The following is a 16,448-nucleotide window of genomic DNA, read 5'->3' on the forward strand; positions in this document are numbered from 1 at the left end:
TAGTAGTTAATCGGGTAAGGTAGTCCTGCTGTACACTTTGCTTCTCCCGATGAAAATCGGGATTCGTGTTCGTTACCATCAGGTTTATTAAATGAAGAAAGTGCAGGAAACAAAAGTTGCTTAGCGTTTAAACAGTAGGAAACTAATTGTAATGTCCTAACTTCAATAAACCCAACATTCGTGTATGCCGTTCCGATAAATCGGAGCAAGCTCTCGCAATGACGATTTTGAATATAAAAAAAGGTCGAGGGGAAAACCCTCAACCTTCATACCTTCAACCTTTCATTAAGAGAACTCTCTAAAGTCTTGGTCTGCTTTAATATTTAACAAACTTTCGTAAATTAAGCTAATTACATTATCTACATCTTCTTTATGTACCATTTCAACCGTAGTATGCATGTAACGCAATGGTAATGAAATTAATGCTGATGGAACACCACCATTTGAATAAGCAAAAGCATCAGTATCTGTTCCAGTAGAGCGAGAAGATGCTTGGCGCTGGAAAGGAATATTGTTTTTTTCTGCAGTTTTAATCAATAATTTATTCAAATTGGTTTGTACAGCTGGTGCATAAGAAACAACTGGGCCCTTACCTGAAGCTAAATCACCTTGTGTAATTTTATTAATCATTGGGGTAGTGGTATCATGAGTAACATCTGTTACTATGGCAACATTTGGTTTAATGCGTTGTGCAATCATTTCGGCACCACGTAATCCAATTTCTTCTTGAACAGAGTTAACAATATATAATCCGAATGGAAGTTTTTTCTTGTTTTCTTTTAATAAACGAGCTACCTCTGCAATCATAAAACCACCAACCCGGTTATCTAAGGCACGACCAACATAATAACGATCATTTAATATCATAAATTCATCTTCGTAAGTGATTACGCAACCTACGTGAATTCCTAGTTTTTCTACCTCTTCTTTAGTGGTGCAACCGCAGTCTAAAAAGATGTTTTTTAATTCTGGTGCTTGTTCTTTATCGCCGTGACGAGTGTGAATTGCAGGCCATCCGAAAACAGCTTTAACTAATCCTTTTTCGGTGTGTATGTTTACACGTTTTGAAGGTGCAATTTGATGATCTGAGCCGCCATTACGAATAACATAAATTAAACCATCGCTGGTAATGTAATTTACGTACCAAGAAATTTCATCGGCATGGGCCTCAATAACCACTTTATAACTAGCTTTTGGATTGATTACACCAACTGCCGTACCATAGTTGTCTATAAAATGCTCATCTATATATGGTTTTAGATAATCTAACCAAATTTTTTGTCCTTCCCACTCATAACCAGTGGGGGCAGGGTTGTTTATGTATTTCTCTAAAAATTGTATCGATTTTTTAGTTACTACCGGAACGTGTTTTTTCTTAGTTTCTTCTTCTTTCTTCTTTGCCATTGTTAAATATGATTACACCGATTTAAAATGATTTCACAGATTAAACAGGTTTGTTATTATTTATTTTTCGTGATTAATTAATAGCTCCATAATTACAAAATCAAAACCATCTGCAGTATAGGTTTTATCTGTTTCGTGGAAGCCAAATTTAGTATAAAATTCCTTGGCATTTACCCTGGCATTGCACCAAAGTTTTGTCAGTTTTTGAAGCTTACAAAAATCGATTAGGTATTCCATTAGTTGTTTGCCTAAACCTTTTCCTTGCAGATCTGGTAAAACTGCTAATTTTCTAAATTGCCCTATATCGCCTTGCATAAAAAGCGAAACAACTCCTGCTAACTCGTAGTCTACATAAATTCCAAAATGAATGCCCTCAAAATCGTTTGCTAGTTTAACAAATTCAATAGAATGGGCTGGATACATGGCAATATGTCTAATGCGCCAGGTTAGTGCTGGGAATATTTGTTCTACTACAGCCATTTTACAGAGGTATATTTCCGTGTTTTTTTCTGGGGTTATTTACTACTTTGTTTTCGAGCATTTTAAATGCTTTAATCAGTTTAATACGGGTTTGAGATGGTTCGATTACTTCATCTACAAAACCACGTTCTGCGGCACGATAAGGGTTGGCAAAAATATCTGAATACAACTTTTCTTTTTCAATCCATTTTTCTTGAGGGTTTTCTGATGATGAAATTTCTTTTTTGAAAATGATTTCAGCTGCACCTTTTGCACCCATTACAGCAATTTCTGCAGTAGGCCAAGCATAATTCATATCAGCACCAATGTGTTTACTATTCATCACATCATAGGCGCCACCGTAAGCTTTTCTAGTTATTACAGTAATGCGTGGAACCGTTGCTTCACTAAATGCATATAGTAATTTTGCACCATTAGTGATAATTCCATTCCATTCCTGATCGGTGCCTGGTAAAAATCCAGGTACATCTTCTAAAACTAATAATGGAATATTAAAGCAATCACAGAAGCGAACAAATCTAGCGGCTTTGGTTGATGAATTGCTATCTAAAACTCCTGCTAAATAAGCTGGCTGGTTAGCTACTATGCCAATACTTCTTCCGGCTAAACGAGCAAAGCCAACTACAATATTTTCTGCATAAGCGGCATGCACTTCAAAAAAGCTTTCTGCATCGGTTACTTGTGAGATTACGTCACGAATATCATAAGGTTGAGCTGAGTTTTGAGGCAATAAATTATCTAAATCATGACGAGTTTCATCACCTGTTTCATAAGGCAAATTTGCGGGGGTCTCCTCGCAATTTTGTGGAACATAGCTTAATAGCTTTTTAACATGGTTAATCGCTTCTAGCTCATTTGCGCAAGCAAAATGTGTAACTCCGGATTTAGTAGCATGGGTATTGGCACCTCCTAATTCTTCAGAACTTACTTCTTCGTGTGTTACAGTTTTAACTACATTTGGCCCTGTTACAAACATGTATGATGTATGCTCTACCATTAAAATAAAGTCTGTAATTGCAGGAGAATAAACTGCTCCGCCAGCACAAGGGCCCATAATTGCAGACAATTGAGGAATGACACCCGAAGCTTGAACATTACGGTAAAAAATATCAGCATAACCACCTAAAGAGACTACACCCTCTTGAATACGAGCACCACCGCTATCATTTAAACCAATTAAAGGAGCACCATTTTTCATGGCCATTTCCATTATTTTACAGATTTTCTCTGCATGGGTTTCAGATAACGAACCTCCAAAAACTGTAAAATCTTGAGAAAAAACATAAGTTAGTCTACCGTTGATGTTTCCGTATCCTGTAATTACACCATCGCCAAGGTACTTTTCTTGCTCCATGCCAAAATCGGTACTTCGATGTGTAACCAACATTCCAATTTCTTCGAAACTACCTTCGTCCATTAAAAAATGGATACGCTCACGAGCTGTAAGTTTTCCTTTTTTATGTTGACTGTCTATACGGGTTTGCCCACCACCTAAATGAGCACTTTTTATTTTATCTTGTAAGATTTCAATCTTATTCTTCATCTCAAAAAATCAATTTTTTAAAAATAAACAATAGCATTGGTATTGCAAACGGATAATGGATCGATAAGCCATAATTTTTCTTGTCAGTGAGATTTAAGGCGCTAATTGAGAGCGAGTTTTGTAAAATTCTCGTTTTAAATTACATTTTTATTACTAATTTATTTGAATGTTTACTTGTTTTGGAACTATTTTTGAACAAATCAAGAAAATTTTAATTAATTTATGTTTTTAAGAAAATACCGTATACTTATTGTAATTGCCTTTATGGGCATCTTTGCAGCAAAGATGGTAATTTCTGGTGCTCCTGTAATTTTCGCTCATTTAGATAAAGGCTTAATGAATGCTGTAATTATGCAGCTAGAGGTAGAAAACAACGGAGATGACACACCAAAAAGCAATGTTAAATTTGCAGATCATAAATTGATGTTCCAACGTTTTGATTTAACTTATGTTCCTGTTGTTATTGACTACGGAGTGACAAATAGTTTTATTGAACATTCACGGAGATACGTTGATCCACATCATCCTTCAGTGCCAACACCACCACCCAACTTTTCTTAATTTCTTATTGCTGTCGCTTTGTTATGCAAAATAATTTTTTGCAGAGTGATAAATATTTTAAAAATTATAGAATTTAACGCTAAGTTTTATGGGAAATGGTAGTTCGACCTCATCAAGGTTCGAAGTGAAAAAATATATATTAAAAAAGAATTTAAAAAAAGACATACCATCTAGTTTGGTTGTGTTTTTAGTGGCTTTGCCCTTATGTTTGGGTATTGCTTTAGCCTCTGGTGCACCGTTATTTGCTGGATTAATTGCAGGTATAGTTGGAGGTATTGTTACGGGTTCATTAAGTGGCTCGCAATTGAGTGTAAGTGGTCCTGCAGCCGGACTAACAGCTATCGTTTTTGCAGCTATTGCAAGTTTAGGTAGTTATCAAATCTTTATTCTTGCTGTTGCTTTGGCAGGTGGAATTCAATTGATACTTGGTTTAATTAAAGCAGGTACAATCGGAAATTATTTTCCATCAAGTGTAATTGAAGGAATGTTAGCTGGTATTGGTTTATTGCTAATTTTAAAACAACTACCGCATGCGGTGGGTGTAGATAAAGATTTTTTCGGTGATGAAGGCTTTCTTCAAAAAAATGGAGAAAATACCTTTTCAGCAATTATAAGCGCAGTTGGCGAATTTAGCTTGGTAGCCGTTGTAATCAGTGTGTTATCGATTCTTATTTTGGTGTATTGGCCAAAAATAAAGAAGCTGAATGCTATTCCTGCACCTTTTCTTGTGGTGGCCATAGGTATTGGCTTAGCTATGGCTTTTAAAGGCACAAGTTATGGATTAGAGAAAGACCACATGGTAAATATTCCTGTTTTTAGTGGATGGGACGGATTTCTAGGCTTATTTACCTCTCCAGATTTTTCGGCCATAGGCAGATCGGATGTTTGGCTCGTAGCAGCAACAATTGCTGTAGTTGCGAGTTTAGAAACCCTATTAGGTATTGAAGCGATTGACAAACTTGACCCAATTAAACGCGTTACACCAACCAACAGAGAGCTAGTTGCCCAAGGAATTGGAAACATGGTCAGTGGTATGCTAGGTGGTTTGCCCATGACTTCCGTAATTGTACGGAGTTCGGCAAATACTAATGCGGGAGCTAGAACTAAGATGTCGACTATTTTTCATGGAACCTGGTTGTTGTTGTCGTTATTGCTTATTCCTAACCTAATTAACATGATTCCTTTGGCATGTTTGGCCGCTATCCTGTTGGTTACGGGTTACAAACTTACCCGAATTGCCTTATTTAAGCATATGTACGAAAAAGGATGGGATCAATTTATTCCATTTGTGGTTACGGTGCTTGCGGTGGTATTAACCGACCTGTTAAAGGGAGTTGCAATTGGTATGGCGTTTTCTATATTTTATTTATTACGCACCAATATGCGGAATCCGTTCTTCTATAAAATTCAAGAAGAAGGAGATAAGAAACATATCAGAATTAAGTTGGCAGAAGAAGTTTCTTTCTTAAATAAAGCAGCCATCCAAGTATTGTTAACTGGTATTCCAAAAGAAACCAATGTAATTATCGATGGATCAAATTCAAGATATATAGATCCAGATGTACTGGAAACCATATTTAATTACAAGCATAATGCATATACTAAAGGCATTATCGTAACTTTGGAGCACATAAAAAGTCATTATGTTGTGCCAAAATTAAATTCAAAAATTGTAGAAGAAATTAATAATTAAAAAATTATGTGCGCAAAAACCATAGAAACAAAAGATATAACATATGATGGCCTATTAAAAGGTAACTTAGATTGGGTTGAGGATATGAAAAAAACCGATCCAACATTTTTTGATAAGCTATCTGCCGGACAAAACCCACCCGTATTATGGATAGGTTGTTCAGATAGTCGTGTACCTGCTAACCAGATTACAAATACTTTACCTGGTGACATATTTGTACACAGAAACATTGCCAATGTAGTTGTACATACAGACATGAATATGTTAAGCGTGTTAGATTATTCTGTGAATGTATTAAAAGTAAAACATGTAATTGTTTGCGGTCATTATGGTTGCGGTGGTGTTAATGCCGCTTTAGGTAACAAACAAGTTGGTATCATCGATAATTGGTTAAGAAACATTAGAGATGTTTACCGTATGCATGAGAGAGAAATGGCTACAATGAAAGACCATGAGCAAAAATTTAACAGATTGGTAGAATTAAATGCCATTGAAGGTGCAGCCAATGTAATGAATACCTCAATTGTTCAAAATGCTTGGGCTAATGGACAAGAACTTTCAGTTCATGCTTGGGTTTACAGTTTAAAAACAGGTATTATAAAAGATTTAAAAGTGAGTAGCCATAGTCTTGATGACGTTTCACCAGCTTTTAAAGTAGGTGTTTAAGTAATAAATTAGTTAAAATAGAAAATCCCAAGCTTAGGTTTGGGATTTTTTTTTGAAAATGAGTGTCAGTTTTTCATAGGTTTTGTAGTCCCGCTTTTCGCTTACTCTCTTCGTTCGTGTTCGCTTCAATCAGGTTTAAAAAACAAAGACGGTGTTTCAAAAGTATAATGCATAAAAAAACCGTCCCCCAGCTTATAGGGACGGTTTCTTGTTATAGTTTATTTACTCCGCTAAAAACGGATATCTATAATCTTTAGGCGGATCAAATGTTTCTTTAATTGTTCTTGGAGATACCCAACGCAACAAGTTGATCATCGAACCAGCTTTATCATTAGTACCACTTCCTCTAGCACCGCCAAATGGTTGTTGGCCAACAACTGCACCAGTACATTTATCATTGATATAGAAATTACCAGCTGCGTTACGTAAACGATGAGTAGCTTTTTCCAGTGCATATCTATCTTGACCAATTACGGCTCCTGTTAAGGCATAAATAGAAGTACTATCTATAATGTTTAAAGTTTTATCAAAGTCTTTATCATCATAAACAAAAACAGTTAATACAGGGCCAAAAAGCTCTTCGCACATGGTCGTATATTTCGGATCATCAACCACTAAAACTGTTGGTTCAATAAAATATCCTTTGCTGTTGTCATAATTTCCACCAGCAATAATTTCTACACCTTTATCTGTTTTAGCAGCATCAATGTATTTTGCTAAACTGTTAAAAGATTTTTCGTCAATAACAGCATTAATGAAATTGCTAAAATCTTCTGTTCCACCCATTTTGAAAGTAGCCAAATCACGAAGCATGAATTTTTTAATTTCTGGCCAAACACTTTTCGCTATGTAAACTCTACTTGCTGCAGAACATTTTTGTCCTTGGTATTCGAAAGCACCACGAATAATAGCAGTACTTGAAACTTCTGGATTTGCAGAACCGTGGATTAAGATAAAATCTTTACCACCAGTTTCGCCAACTATCCTAGGATAGGTTTTAAATTTATGAATGTTGTTGCCAATTGTTTTCCAAATGTCTTGAAAAACTCCAGTAGAACCTGTAAAGTGGATTCCTGCAAAATCTGGATGAGAGAAAATCACATCTCCTGCATCAGGTCCAGAAACATATACTAAATTAATTACACCATCTGGTAGTCCCGCTTCGCGGAAAATTTGCATTAAAACATTAGCTGCAAAAATTTGAGTATTAGCTGGTTTCCAAACTACAACATTACCCATCATGGCTGCAGAAGTTGGTAAATTGCCAGCAATTGCAGTAAAGTTAAATGGAGTTAAAGCAAATACAAATCCTTCTAGCGGACGTTGCTCTAATCTATTCCAGCTTCCACGTGGAGAAACAGGAGGTTGTTGTTTGTAAATTTGAGACATATATTCTACGTTAAAACGTAAAAAGTCAATCAATTCACAAGCCGAATCAATTTCTGCCTGGTAAGCATTTTTGCTCTGCCCCAACATAGTTGCAGCATTTAATTTATAACGGTATGGTCCAGCAATTAAATCAGCAGCTTTTAAAAAAATTGCAGCCCTGTGTTCCCAAGCTAAATTCTCCCAATCTGCTTTTGCAGCTAGGGCGGCATCAATAGCCATACTTACATGGTTTTTATTTCCTTTGCTGTAATTAGCCAATAAATGTTGATGATCATGAGGAGGAGTAATTTTACCTTTTTGTTCGGTATAAACTTCTTCTCCGCCAATATACATTGGAATATCAATCACTTTTGAGCGACTATCAGCCAATGCTTCTTTTAATAATTCGCGTTCTTTGCTACCTGGTGCATAACCCAAAATGGTCTCGTTAACAGGTGCTGGTACGTTAAAAAATCCTTTAAGCATAAAATAATTATTGTTTGTGCAAAGATAAGGCTTTTATTTAAAGCTGATGTGTGTTACAAGTCAAAAATATTAGCTGAAAATAGACCGATTTTGCATAGCAATCTATCGCTTTGTCTCTTATTTTAAATAAGTAACGAGAGGATTTTAAGTAAAAATTTTTAAGCAAATAATAGTTCCAAAGACCACATCAATAAATAGAAATATGCAAGCAAAGCTACGTGATTAAAAGTGTTGCTTTTGTTTTTTAAATTATCCTTATTTTTGAAAACTAACATGATTAAATTTTTACGTCTTCTATTATTTCCAATTACATTAATTTATGGGTTTATTATCCTGCTAAGGAATAAATGCTATGATTGGGGTATTTTAAAATCAACAAAGTTCGATTTGCCTGTAATTTGTATAGGTAATTTGGTTGTTGGTGGAGCAGGCAAAACTCCTACTACAGAATACTTAGTGAGGTTATTGGAAAATTATAAAGTAGCTATTTTAAGTAGGGGGTATGGCCGTAAAACGAATGGCTTTGTACTAGCGGATGAAAATTCGACAACTGAAACTATAGGTGATGAACCAATGCAATACCACCAAAAATTTGCGACCGTAACTGTTGCAGTTTGCGAGGATAGGGTACATGGAATTAATCAGCTAAAAGAAAATCATGATGTTATTTTACTAGATGACGCCTACCAACATAGGGCTGTTAAGGCAGGGTTTAATATATTACTTTTTGAGTTTGATCAATTAAGGCGTTGGCAATTTTTATTGCCAACAGGGAATTTGAGAGAACATTTTGCCAACTACATTAGAGCAAATGCGGTGCTAATTACCAAAAGCCCTAATCCTGTAAATATGGTTGATCAAATAGCCGTTAGAAGAAAAATTGATTTAACAATTGAACAAAGAATTTCTTTCTCTTCTATAAAATATGGCGAATTGGTTCATTTAATTACAAAAGACATTAAAAAGGAAATTAATAAGGAAGTTGTCTTTTTGTTAACGGGAATAGCTAATCCAAAACCATTGGTAGGTTATTTAGAAGGGTTTTCAGCAGACATTAAGCAATTCGAATATCCAGACCATTATAATTTTACCAGAGCAGATATTAATACCTTAATTAATGCGTTTAACAATCATCCTGCTAAGGAAAAAATAATAATTACAACAGAAAAAGATAGCCAACGTTTATTAGGCAATAATTTAAAAGATTTACTGTTAAATTTGCCAGTATACTATTTGCCAATAGAAATAGAGTTGGCACCAAAAGATAAATTTACCTTTGATAAAAATATACTAGACTATGTTGCAAGCGCTAAAAGAATCAGTTGAGTACCTTAAAAAAAAGATTGGCACTTTTGAGCCAGAAGTTGGTATAGTTTTAGGCACTGGACTAGGTGGTTTAGTTAAAGAAATAGAGGTTTTGCATAGTGTTATGTACTCTAGCATTCCTAATTTTCCAATCTCTACTTTAGAATTTCATTCTGGGAAATTAATTTTCGGAACTTTAAAAGGGAAAAAAGTAGTCGCTATGCAAGGCAGATTGCACTATTATGAAGGTTATTCAATGCAACAAATTACATCGCCTATTAGGGTTTTAAAAGCATTGGGTATTCAACATTTATTCGTTTCTAATGCTGCGGGTTCATTAAACCCAGCATTTAAAAAGGGCGATTTAATGATTATTAATGACCATATTAATTTACAACCAGAAAGTCCGCTTCGTGGAATTAATGATTCAGATTTAGGCCCACGGTTTCCAGATATGAGCCAACCTTATAACCGAAAATTGGTTGCACAAGGTTTAAAGATTGCTAAAGCAGAAAAGATTACTTGTCACCAAGGTGTTTATGTTGCCGTAACTGGACCAAATTTAGAAACCAAGGCAGAATATAAATATTTGCGTATTATTGGTGGAGATGCTGTTGGCATGAGCACTGTACCAGAAGTAATTGTAGCTAACCACATGGGATTACCTGTTTTTGCGATTTCAGTTTTAACAGATGAAGGTTTTCCTGAAGATTTACAACCTTTTAATTTAGAAGAAATTTTAGAAACTGCAGCTATTGCAGAACCAAAAATGACACAAATTCTTAGCCAGCTTATCTCTACTTTATAATGCGAAAAATACTTGCATCACTTCTTTTTTGTTGCCTATCGTTTGGAATAGCCAATGTTTTTGCCCAAGATTTAAAAACAGAGGTAACTAAGAATAAGGAGCTCGACTCGGCCCGTAAAAAAGCAGAAGCCGGCGCAGATTCAGTTATTTTCAACTCTAAATACATTAGATATACAACGCATAAACTAACTAAAGACAGTATTCAAACTATCCCTATTGATACTGGCTTAACAGGTATACAGAATTTTAGCTTAATTGCCCAACCACGCAGGCCAACTGCAGGTACTGGTGTTTTAGGGCTAGCCGCAAGACCCTTGTTGTTTGAGCCGGTTAAAACCATAGGCTTTGATGCAGGTTTTCATGCATTAGACTTTTACATGCTGAACCATGAGGATGTAAAGTTTTATAGAGCTCGTTCGCCATTTACAAATCTATATTATGTAAATGCTGGAGATAAAGAACAGGTTTTAAAATTACTTCATACTCAAAACATAAATAAAAATTGGAATTTCGGGGCTAATTTTAATAGAATAGGGGCAAATGGCGCTTATACCCATCAACGTGGGGATCATTTGAATGCATCCGTATTTACTTGGTATCAATCGCCAAATAAACGCTATACTTTGTGGTTCGACGGGGTTTTTAATACCTTAAAAGCCGAAGAAAATGGTTCGCCGGTAAATGATACCATTTTTAAGGCTAATGGAGATCTTCTAGTAGATAAATTGGCAGAACCAGTAAGGCTCTCAACAGCAAGACAGCTTTGGCGCAAAAATTCATGGATGTTAAAACAAAGTTATTTTGTTGGCAGAATTGACAGTACAGGTATAACTGCACAACAAAGCATACTGCCAACCAATAAAATAACTTACACTTTAGCTTACACTAGAAACGATTACTCCTTTAAAAAGGATGAAATAGATTCTTATAAAGTTTTACCCCGAAATGCTGTAGACTCTGTATTTACAAACGATTCTACAAATGTAAAGCATGTAATGAACGAGTTTATTTATAGTTTCTTTTTGCGAGCAAAAGGAACCTCACTCATTAAAAACGAGCTTAAGATAGATGCAGGTATAAGGCATGATTTTTATAAATATGGGCAATATGGAATTCTTAGAGATACTACAAGGTTTTATTCTTACGAAACATCATTTCAAAATATAACATTATTGGGGTCTTTAGGGTATCGTTTTAGCAATAGAATTGATTTTAATTTAGATTTACAACAGATTTTTCAAGGAGAAAATACGGGTGATTTTTTATATGAAGCAAAAAGTAATTTGCTGCTAAGTAAGAATGTAGGTAGAATTGTTTTAGGGGCATATTTGCAAAATAAATCTCCAGAACAGCTGTTCAATCGCTATTATGGAAACCATTACAATTGGGATAAGAAATTTGACCGCACAAAAACAGCTAACCTATCTTTTAGTTATTTAAATGCTAAATATAATTTAGATGCAAACGCTTCTTATTACTTAATAACAAATTATTTATACTTTGTAGGTGATGGCGCTAGCGGTATTATCCCAACCCAAGAAGGTGGAGATATTAGTTTGCTTAAGTTAAGTTTAGGAAAGAAATTTACTTTAGGTACTTGGCATTTAGATGCATACGCTGTTTATCAAAAAACAGATAACGCAAGGGTGTTAAGAATACCAGAAATTTATACTTTTAATAGTTTGTATAAGGATCAAACCTTTTTTAAAACACTTAAAACACAGATAGGGGTTGATATTAGATATAATACAACTTATTCCGTAACGGCTTATTCACCGGCAGCAAGCCAGTTTTATAATATCGATGAGAAACTTGGCTCAAAACCAGTTGTTGATGTTTGGGTAAAAGCAGGTTTACGCCGTGCTAATCTATTTGTAAAGTATGAATATGTAAATCAAGGTTTGTTTAGCCAAGGCTATTACACAGTAAAACAATATCCAATGCCAGATAAATTATTAAAGTTTGGGGTAAGTTGGAATTTCTACGATTAAATAAGTTGTACGTGCTAAGTTTTAAGTAATAAGTCAACTTAAAACGTATAACTTAAAACTTAAAATATTTAGGTTTTCTGAGGTTTCTTTTTCGCCGCTGGGAATAAAACATTATTTAAAATTAACCTATACCCAGGTGAATTTGGATGTAAACTTAAATCTGTAGGTGGGTCGTTCACTTGGTGTTGGTAATCTTCTGGATCATGACCTCCATAAAAAGTAAACTGGCCCTTCCCAATTTCTCCGTGTAAATAACGTACTTCTCCGCCACCTTTGTTTTCTCCCAAAACAGTTACACTAGGCTTTACCAAACTTTTTCTAAACGCTGTAGTTTGCCCCATAAAGCCCTTAATAACTTTATCATGATCTTGGGTAAGCATTGTAGGCACTAAATCCCATTTGGCCGAAAAATCAAATAGGGTAAAGTAGTCGTTGCTTTCGTTAAAATTTCTAGTTTGTGTTACATCAATATCAGAAAACTCATAGTTATTAGGATTCATATCTATTGTAAAATCCTTAAAAGCAACACTGTTTTCAAAATTTATCCTCGACTGCGCATTGGCATCCGTGCCATCCCCATCAAACATGTTTTCTGCAATATCAATGCCTTCTGCAGCAAGCGCAATGTCAAAGCTGTCGGTACCAGAACACATGGCAAATAGAAACCCACCACCAGCACAAAATTCCTTAATTCGCTTAGCAACTGCTAGTTTCATATCGCTTACCTTTTTAAAGCCATTTCTTTTTGCCGCTGCTTCCTGATATTTTACATCCTCTCTATACCAAGTGGCGTTTCTAAAAGAGGCCCAAAACCTACCATATTGACCAGTAAAATCTTCATGGTGTAAGTGCAGCCAATCATAACTGGTTAATTTGTCTTTTAAAACTTCATCATCATAAATTAAATCGTATGGAATTTCGGCATAAGTTAAAACCAAGGTAACGGCATCATCCCAAGGTAATTTACTTTTTGGAGAGTAAACAGCAATTTTTGGTGTTTTTTCTAACTTAACCATTTCCATGTTTACTGCCGGATCGTTAATTTCATTTAGAATAACATTTACCTTTCCATCTGCAATTACTTCATAAGATACACCACGAACTTTGCATTCATCTTCTACGGCTTTATTATACTTAATTAAAAAACTCCCGCCTCGGTAATTTAAAAGCCAATCTACTTCGGCTTGTTTGGCAATACTCCAATAGGCAATGCCATAGGCTTTAAGATGATTTTTTTGTCCTTCATCCATGTAAATTAGAATGGATGAAGCTTTTGCAGCCACAGACAGCAGCAGAACAACAACTAAGAAGATGTATTTTTTTAAAATCATAATTCGATGTACCTACGAATGTATATTTTTTGGTGGCTATTATAAAATTATTATCCCTACAAAACGTTAAAATTAATGTAATTGGTATTAATTATAAATTCTTAACAGGATTTATACTGTATTAGTTATAGCTAATCATTTGATTTTTACTAAATTTGCCCCTCACAAAAAAATACTATGAGCAAAGCAATAATAAAAACTGATAAAGGCGACATGACTGTTGAGTTCTATGAAAAAGATGCTCCTAAAGCAGTTGCCAATTTTAAGAAATTAGCCAGTGAAGGCTTTTATGATGGAATTAGTTTTCATCGTGTAATCCCTAATTTTATGGTTCAAGGTGGTTGCCCAAATTCTAAAGATGGTGCAACTGGTATGCCGGGTACTGGTGGGCCTGGTTATAAAATTGACTGCGAATTAGATGGCGAAAATCAATTTCATGATCGTGGTGTTTTGTCTATGGCACACGCTGGAAGAAATACTGGAGGTTCGCAATTTTTTATCTGTCACAGTAGAGCTAATACAGCACATTTAGATCGTAACCATACTTGTTTTGGTAAGGTTGTAGAAAATGTAGATATTGTTGACGATATTAGACAAGGCGATAAAATTTTATCGATTGAAGTTTTAGAAGATTAATTAGTATAGGGTATTGCGTACAGCGTATTGAGATCAATCGCGTTACGCAATACGCATTACTCCATACGAAAATACATATATGAATTTAAGAGGAATTGTAGCCGTATCTGGCAGACCAGGTTTATTTAAACTTGTTGGACAAAACAAATCAGGTTATGTTTTAGAAAGTTTAGATGAGCACAAATTAAAAATTGTTGCAAATATTTCTAATACAAAACTAGCTTCATTAGAAGATATTACCATTTATGGTGAAGATGAAGAATTGAAATTAATTGATGTTTTAGGCAATATTGATGCTAAAAAAGCAACGGCACCAGATGCAAAAGCTGATGGAACTACATTGAAAAATTTCTTTTTAGAAGTTGCTCCAGGTCATGACCAAGAGAAAGTTTATACTTCTGATATGAAGAAAATTTTAACTTGGTATCATTTAATAAAAGATATGCCTTTATTTAAAGAGGCTGCTCCTGGAACAGAAGAAGAAGGTGCAAAAGATGATAAAACAGATTTAAAACCTAAAACTGTTACACCTAAAGCCAAGCCAACAAATGCTAAAGCGCCTACGGCAAAATCAGCACCAGCTAAAAAAGCTAGTATGACAAGCAAAAAAGGCGTATAGTTTTTAATATTTTAAGAACATCTCAATTTATTGGGATGTTTTTTTTTGCCCTAAAATTAGTTGATTAAAAACCACAACACTATTATCATAATTATAGATACGATGATAGCAATGTTAAAATATTTTTTTTCTTTTGAAGTGTCAGTTTTAAACTTATACTTTCTTTTATAATCTCCAGGCACCATAATTTTTTCTTTTATTAATGATGAATTTTGAAACTTATTTCCATAATTGTCATTATTTACAATGGTTATTAAATAGTGTTGAAGCTTCTTTATAACCTAATTGTATAGCTTTTTTAATATCTGAACAGCCTTCTTGTTTTAACTTAATTTTAGATAATCCTCTATTATAATAAGCTTTTCCATTTTTAGCATCTAAGGCAATTGTTTTCGTGAAATCAAAAATTGAATTTTGATAATCTTCCTTTAAAGCCTTTAACAGTCCCCTGTTAAAATAAGCCACTACATTTGTATCATCATTTTTAATAACATTGGTATAATCTAAAATTGCACCATTGTTATCACCCAAAACTCTTTTTGCATGAGCTCTGGCCAAGTAGGCATCAACGTATTTCGCGTCGATTGTAATTGCCTTGTCTAAATCGCTCATTGCAGCTTTATAATCTTTCATTGCAATATATGCCAAGCTTCTATTGTAATAACTGCTTTCATTATCGCTGTCTAGTTTAATTGCACTATTATAGTCGGCAACTGCCCCCTTGTTGTCTTTTAATAGATATTTAATATACGCCATAGACGAATAATTATTCGTGCTCTCTGGATTTATTCGGAGTGCTTTAGCATAATCTTCCAGAGCACCACTATAGTTTTTTAATTGTTGCTTGGCTGCTGCCCTAATTTCATATCCTTCGCTAAAATTGGTATCTATTTTAATTGCAGCAGTAAAATAATTAATCGCACCTGCATAATCTTTAAGGTTATAAAGTTTTAGGCCTAAATTGTATTCATTTTCTTGAGCGGATGCAGCATTGCTTAATAAAATGATTGTAATGAAAAATGTTAATTTTTTAAGCATGGTGATAAGGTTCATTTTTTAAAATGGTGAAAGCTCTATATAATTGCTCAACAAAAAATAATCTCACCATTTGATGTGAAAAAGTCATGTCAGAGAGTGAGATGCTTGTGTTTGAACGTTTGTAAATCGTTTCATCAAATCCGTACGGGCCACCAATTATAAAAACCAAATGCTGTACACTGCCAATCATTTGCTTATTTAAATATTCAGAAAATGATATGGAACTATGTTTTTTGCCTTTTTCATCAAGTAAAACAACAATATCTGTTGGATTGATTTGCTTACTTATAAATTCTGCTTCTTTAGATTTTTGCTGCGCTTCTGAAAGATTTTTAGTGTTCTTAATATCTGGAATGATTAAAATATTAAAATTGATATAGTGTTTTAATCTCCCTAAGTACTTTTCAATACCTTCAATTAGGTATTTGTCTTCTGTTTTGCCTACAGCTATTAATGTAATTCTCAAATGATTTGTTTTAAAGTGAATCTAAATTACCTAATTAAGGCTAATGGCCTCAA

Annotated in this window: 15 protein-coding genes; 8 read left to right on the forward strand and 7 right to left on the reverse strand. The window is 34.5% G+C overall.

Features of this window, described 5'->3' with window-relative positions; genetic code table 11:
* Positions 1–285: 285 nt before the first annotated feature.
* The 3 genes from FA048_RS17190 to FA048_RS17200 are packed head-to-tail and all read right to left on the reverse strand — an operon-like array spanning position 286 to position 3,427.
* On the reverse strand, positions 286–1,404 hold the full coding sequence (locus tag FA048_RS17190) for a M42 family metallopeptidase (protein WP_136843427.1): 1,119 nt from the start codon (positions 1,402–1,404) through the stop codon (positions 286–288).
* A gap of 60 nt (positions 1,405–1,464) precedes the next feature.
* On the reverse strand, positions 1,465–1,884 hold the full coding sequence (locus tag FA048_RS17195; RefSeq protein ID WP_136843429.1) for a GNAT family N-acetyltransferase: 420 nt from the start codon (positions 1,882–1,884) through the stop codon (positions 1,465–1,467).
* 1 nt (position 1,885) lies between these two features.
* On the reverse strand, positions 1,886–3,427 hold the full coding sequence (locus tag FA048_RS17200) for an acyl-CoA carboxylase subunit beta (RefSeq protein WP_136843431.1): 1,542 nt from the start codon (positions 3,425–3,427) through the stop codon (positions 1,886–1,888).
* 222 nt (positions 3,428–3,649) lie between these two features.
* Here FA048_RS17200 and FA048_RS17205 point away from each other — a divergent pair, with 222 nt between their 5' ends.
* From FA048_RS17205 to FA048_RS17215, 3 genes are all read left to right on the forward strand, one after another.
* Entirely contained in the window at positions 3,650–3,988 is a 339-nt protein-coding gene (locus FA048_RS17205; RefSeq protein ID WP_136843433.1) for a hypothetical protein, read from the forward strand.
* A gap of 88 nt (positions 3,989–4,076) precedes the next feature.
* Positions 4,077–5,681, forward strand: coding sequence for a SulP family inorganic anion transporter (locus FA048_RS17210; RefSeq protein WP_136843435.1), 1,605 nt, complete (start codon positions 4,077–4,079; stop codon positions 5,679–5,681).
* Positions 5,682–5,687: 6 nt separating this feature from the next.
* Positions 5,688–6,347, forward strand: a complete 660-nt coding sequence (locus tag FA048_RS17215; protein WP_136843437.1) for a carbonic anhydrase — start codon at positions 5,688–5,690, stop codon at positions 6,345–6,347.
* A 222-nt stretch (positions 6,348–6,569) separates the two neighbouring features.
* Here the strand turns inward: FA048_RS17215 and pruA are convergent, their stop codons facing one another.
* Positions 6,570–8,201, reverse strand: a complete 1,632-nt coding sequence (gene pruA, locus FA048_RS17220; RefSeq protein WP_136843439.1) for an L-glutamate gamma-semialdehyde dehydrogenase — start codon at positions 8,199–8,201, stop codon at positions 6,570–6,572.
* 273 nt (positions 8,202–8,474) lie between these two features.
* Here pruA and lpxK point away from each other — a divergent pair, with 273 nt between their 5' ends.
* The 3 genes from lpxK to FA048_RS17235 are packed head-to-tail and all read left to right on the forward strand — an operon-like array spanning position 8,475 to position 12,305.
* Entirely contained in the window at positions 8,475–9,527 is a 1,053-nt protein-coding gene (gene lpxK / locus FA048_RS17225; RefSeq protein ID WP_136843442.1) for a tetraacyldisaccharide 4'-kinase, read from the forward strand.
* Positions 9,499–10,314: a purine-nucleoside phosphorylase gene (locus tag FA048_RS17230; protein WP_136843444.1), complete on the forward strand. Its 816-nt coding sequence runs from the start codon at positions 9,499–9,501 to the stop codon at positions 10,312–10,314. The genes lpxK and FA048_RS17230 overlap by 29 nt, the downstream gene beginning before the upstream one ends.
* Complete coding sequence (locus FA048_RS17235) at positions 10,314–12,305, forward strand: putative porin (protein ID WP_136843446.1); 1,992 nt, start codon at positions 10,314–10,316, stop codon at positions 12,303–12,305. The genes FA048_RS17230 and FA048_RS17235 overlap by 1 nt, the downstream gene beginning before the upstream one ends.
* A 68-nt stretch (positions 12,306–12,373) precedes the next feature.
* Here the strand turns inward: FA048_RS17235 and FA048_RS17240 are convergent, their stop codons facing one another.
* The gene (locus FA048_RS17240; protein ID WP_136843448.1) at positions 12,374–13,636 is read right to left on the reverse strand and encodes an asparagine synthetase B; all 1,263 of its coding nucleotides are present in this window, start codon (positions 13,634–13,636) and stop codon (positions 12,374–12,376) included.
* A 177-nt stretch (positions 13,637–13,813) separates the two neighbouring features.
* Here FA048_RS17240 and FA048_RS17245 point away from each other — a divergent pair, with 177 nt between their 5' ends.
* Positions 13,814–14,272: a peptidylprolyl isomerase gene (locus FA048_RS17245; RefSeq protein WP_136843450.1), complete on the forward strand. Its 459-nt coding sequence runs from the start codon at positions 13,814–13,816 to the stop codon at positions 14,270–14,272.
* Between the two features lie 79 nt (positions 14,273–14,351).
* Entirely contained in the window at positions 14,352–14,891 is a 540-nt protein-coding gene (locus tag FA048_RS17250; RefSeq protein WP_136843452.1) for a DUF5606 family protein, read from the forward strand.
* 237 nt (positions 14,892–15,128) lie between these two features.
* On the opposite strand, the gene FA048_RS17255 is transcribed toward FA048_RS17250, so the two are convergent.
* Positions 15,129–15,944 carry a tetratricopeptide repeat protein gene (locus FA048_RS17255; protein ID WP_136843454.1) on the reverse strand — a complete coding sequence of 272 codons (816 nt, stop codon included), beginning with the start codon at positions 15,942–15,944 and terminating at the stop codon, positions 15,129–15,131.
* Positions 15,922–16,395 (reverse strand): 23S rRNA (pseudouridine(1915)-N(3))-methyltransferase RlmH, encoded by a 474-nt coding sequence (gene rlmH, locus FA048_RS17260; RefSeq protein WP_136843456.1) that lies wholly within the window; start codon positions 16,393–16,395, stop codon positions 15,922–15,924. The genes FA048_RS17255 and rlmH overlap by 23 nt, the downstream gene beginning before the upstream one ends.
* Between the last annotated feature and the right edge of the window lie 53 nt (positions 16,396–16,448).

It is taken from the genome of Pedobacter polaris (assembly GCF_005116505.1).
Lineage (GTDB): Bacteria > Bacteroidota > Bacteroidia > Sphingobacteriales > Sphingobacteriaceae > Pedobacter > Pedobacter polaris.

Bases quoted from the DNA above. Each gene is read 5' to 3' on its own strand.
- FA048_RS17190 (WP_136843427.1), bottom strand. From the start codon at position 1,404: ATGGCAAAGAAGAAAGAAGAAGAAACTAAGAAAAAACACGTTCCGGTA.
- FA048_RS17195 (WP_136843429.1), bottom strand. From the start codon at position 1,884: ATGGCTGTAGTAGAACAAATATTCCCAGCACTAACCTGGCGCATTAGA.
- FA048_RS17200 (WP_136843431.1), bottom strand. From the start codon at position 3,427: ATGAAGAATAAGATTGAAATCTTACAAGATAAAATAAAAAGTGCTCAT.
- FA048_RS17205 (WP_136843433.1), top strand. From the start codon at position 3,650: ATGTTTTTAAGAAAATACCGTATACTTATTGTAATTGCCTTTATGGGC.
- FA048_RS17210 (WP_136843435.1), top strand. From the start codon at position 4,077: ATGGGAAATGGTAGTTCGACCTCATCAAGGTTCGAAGTGAAAAAATAT.
- FA048_RS17215 (WP_136843437.1), top strand. From the start codon at position 5,688: ATGTGCGCAAAAACCATAGAAACAAAAGATATAACATATGATGGCCTA.
- pruA (WP_136843439.1), bottom strand. From the start codon at position 8,201: ATGCTTAAAGGATTTTTTAACGTACCAGCACCTGTTAACGAGACCATT.
- lpxK (WP_136843442.1), top strand. From the start codon at position 8,475: ATGATTAAATTTTTACGTCTTCTATTATTTCCAATTACATTAATTTAT.
- FA048_RS17230 (WP_136843444.1), top strand. From the start codon at position 9,499: ATGTTGCAAGCGCTAAAAGAATCAGTTGAGTACCTTAAAAAAAAGATT.
- FA048_RS17235 (WP_136843446.1), top strand. From the start codon at position 10,314: ATGCGAAAAATACTTGCATCACTTCTTTTTTGTTGCCTATCGTTTGGA.
- FA048_RS17240 (WP_136843448.1), bottom strand. From the start codon at position 13,636: ATGATTTTAAAAAAATACATCTTCTTAGTTGTTGTTCTGCTGCTGTCT.
- FA048_RS17245 (WP_136843450.1), top strand. From the start codon at position 13,814: ATGAGCAAAGCAATAATAAAAACTGATAAAGGCGACATGACTGTTGAG.
- FA048_RS17250 (WP_136843452.1), top strand. From the start codon at position 14,352: ATGAATTTAAGAGGAATTGTAGCCGTATCTGGCAGACCAGGTTTATTT.
- FA048_RS17255 (WP_136843454.1), bottom strand. From the start codon at position 15,944: ATGAACCTTATCACCATGCTTAAAAAATTAACATTTTTCATTACAATC.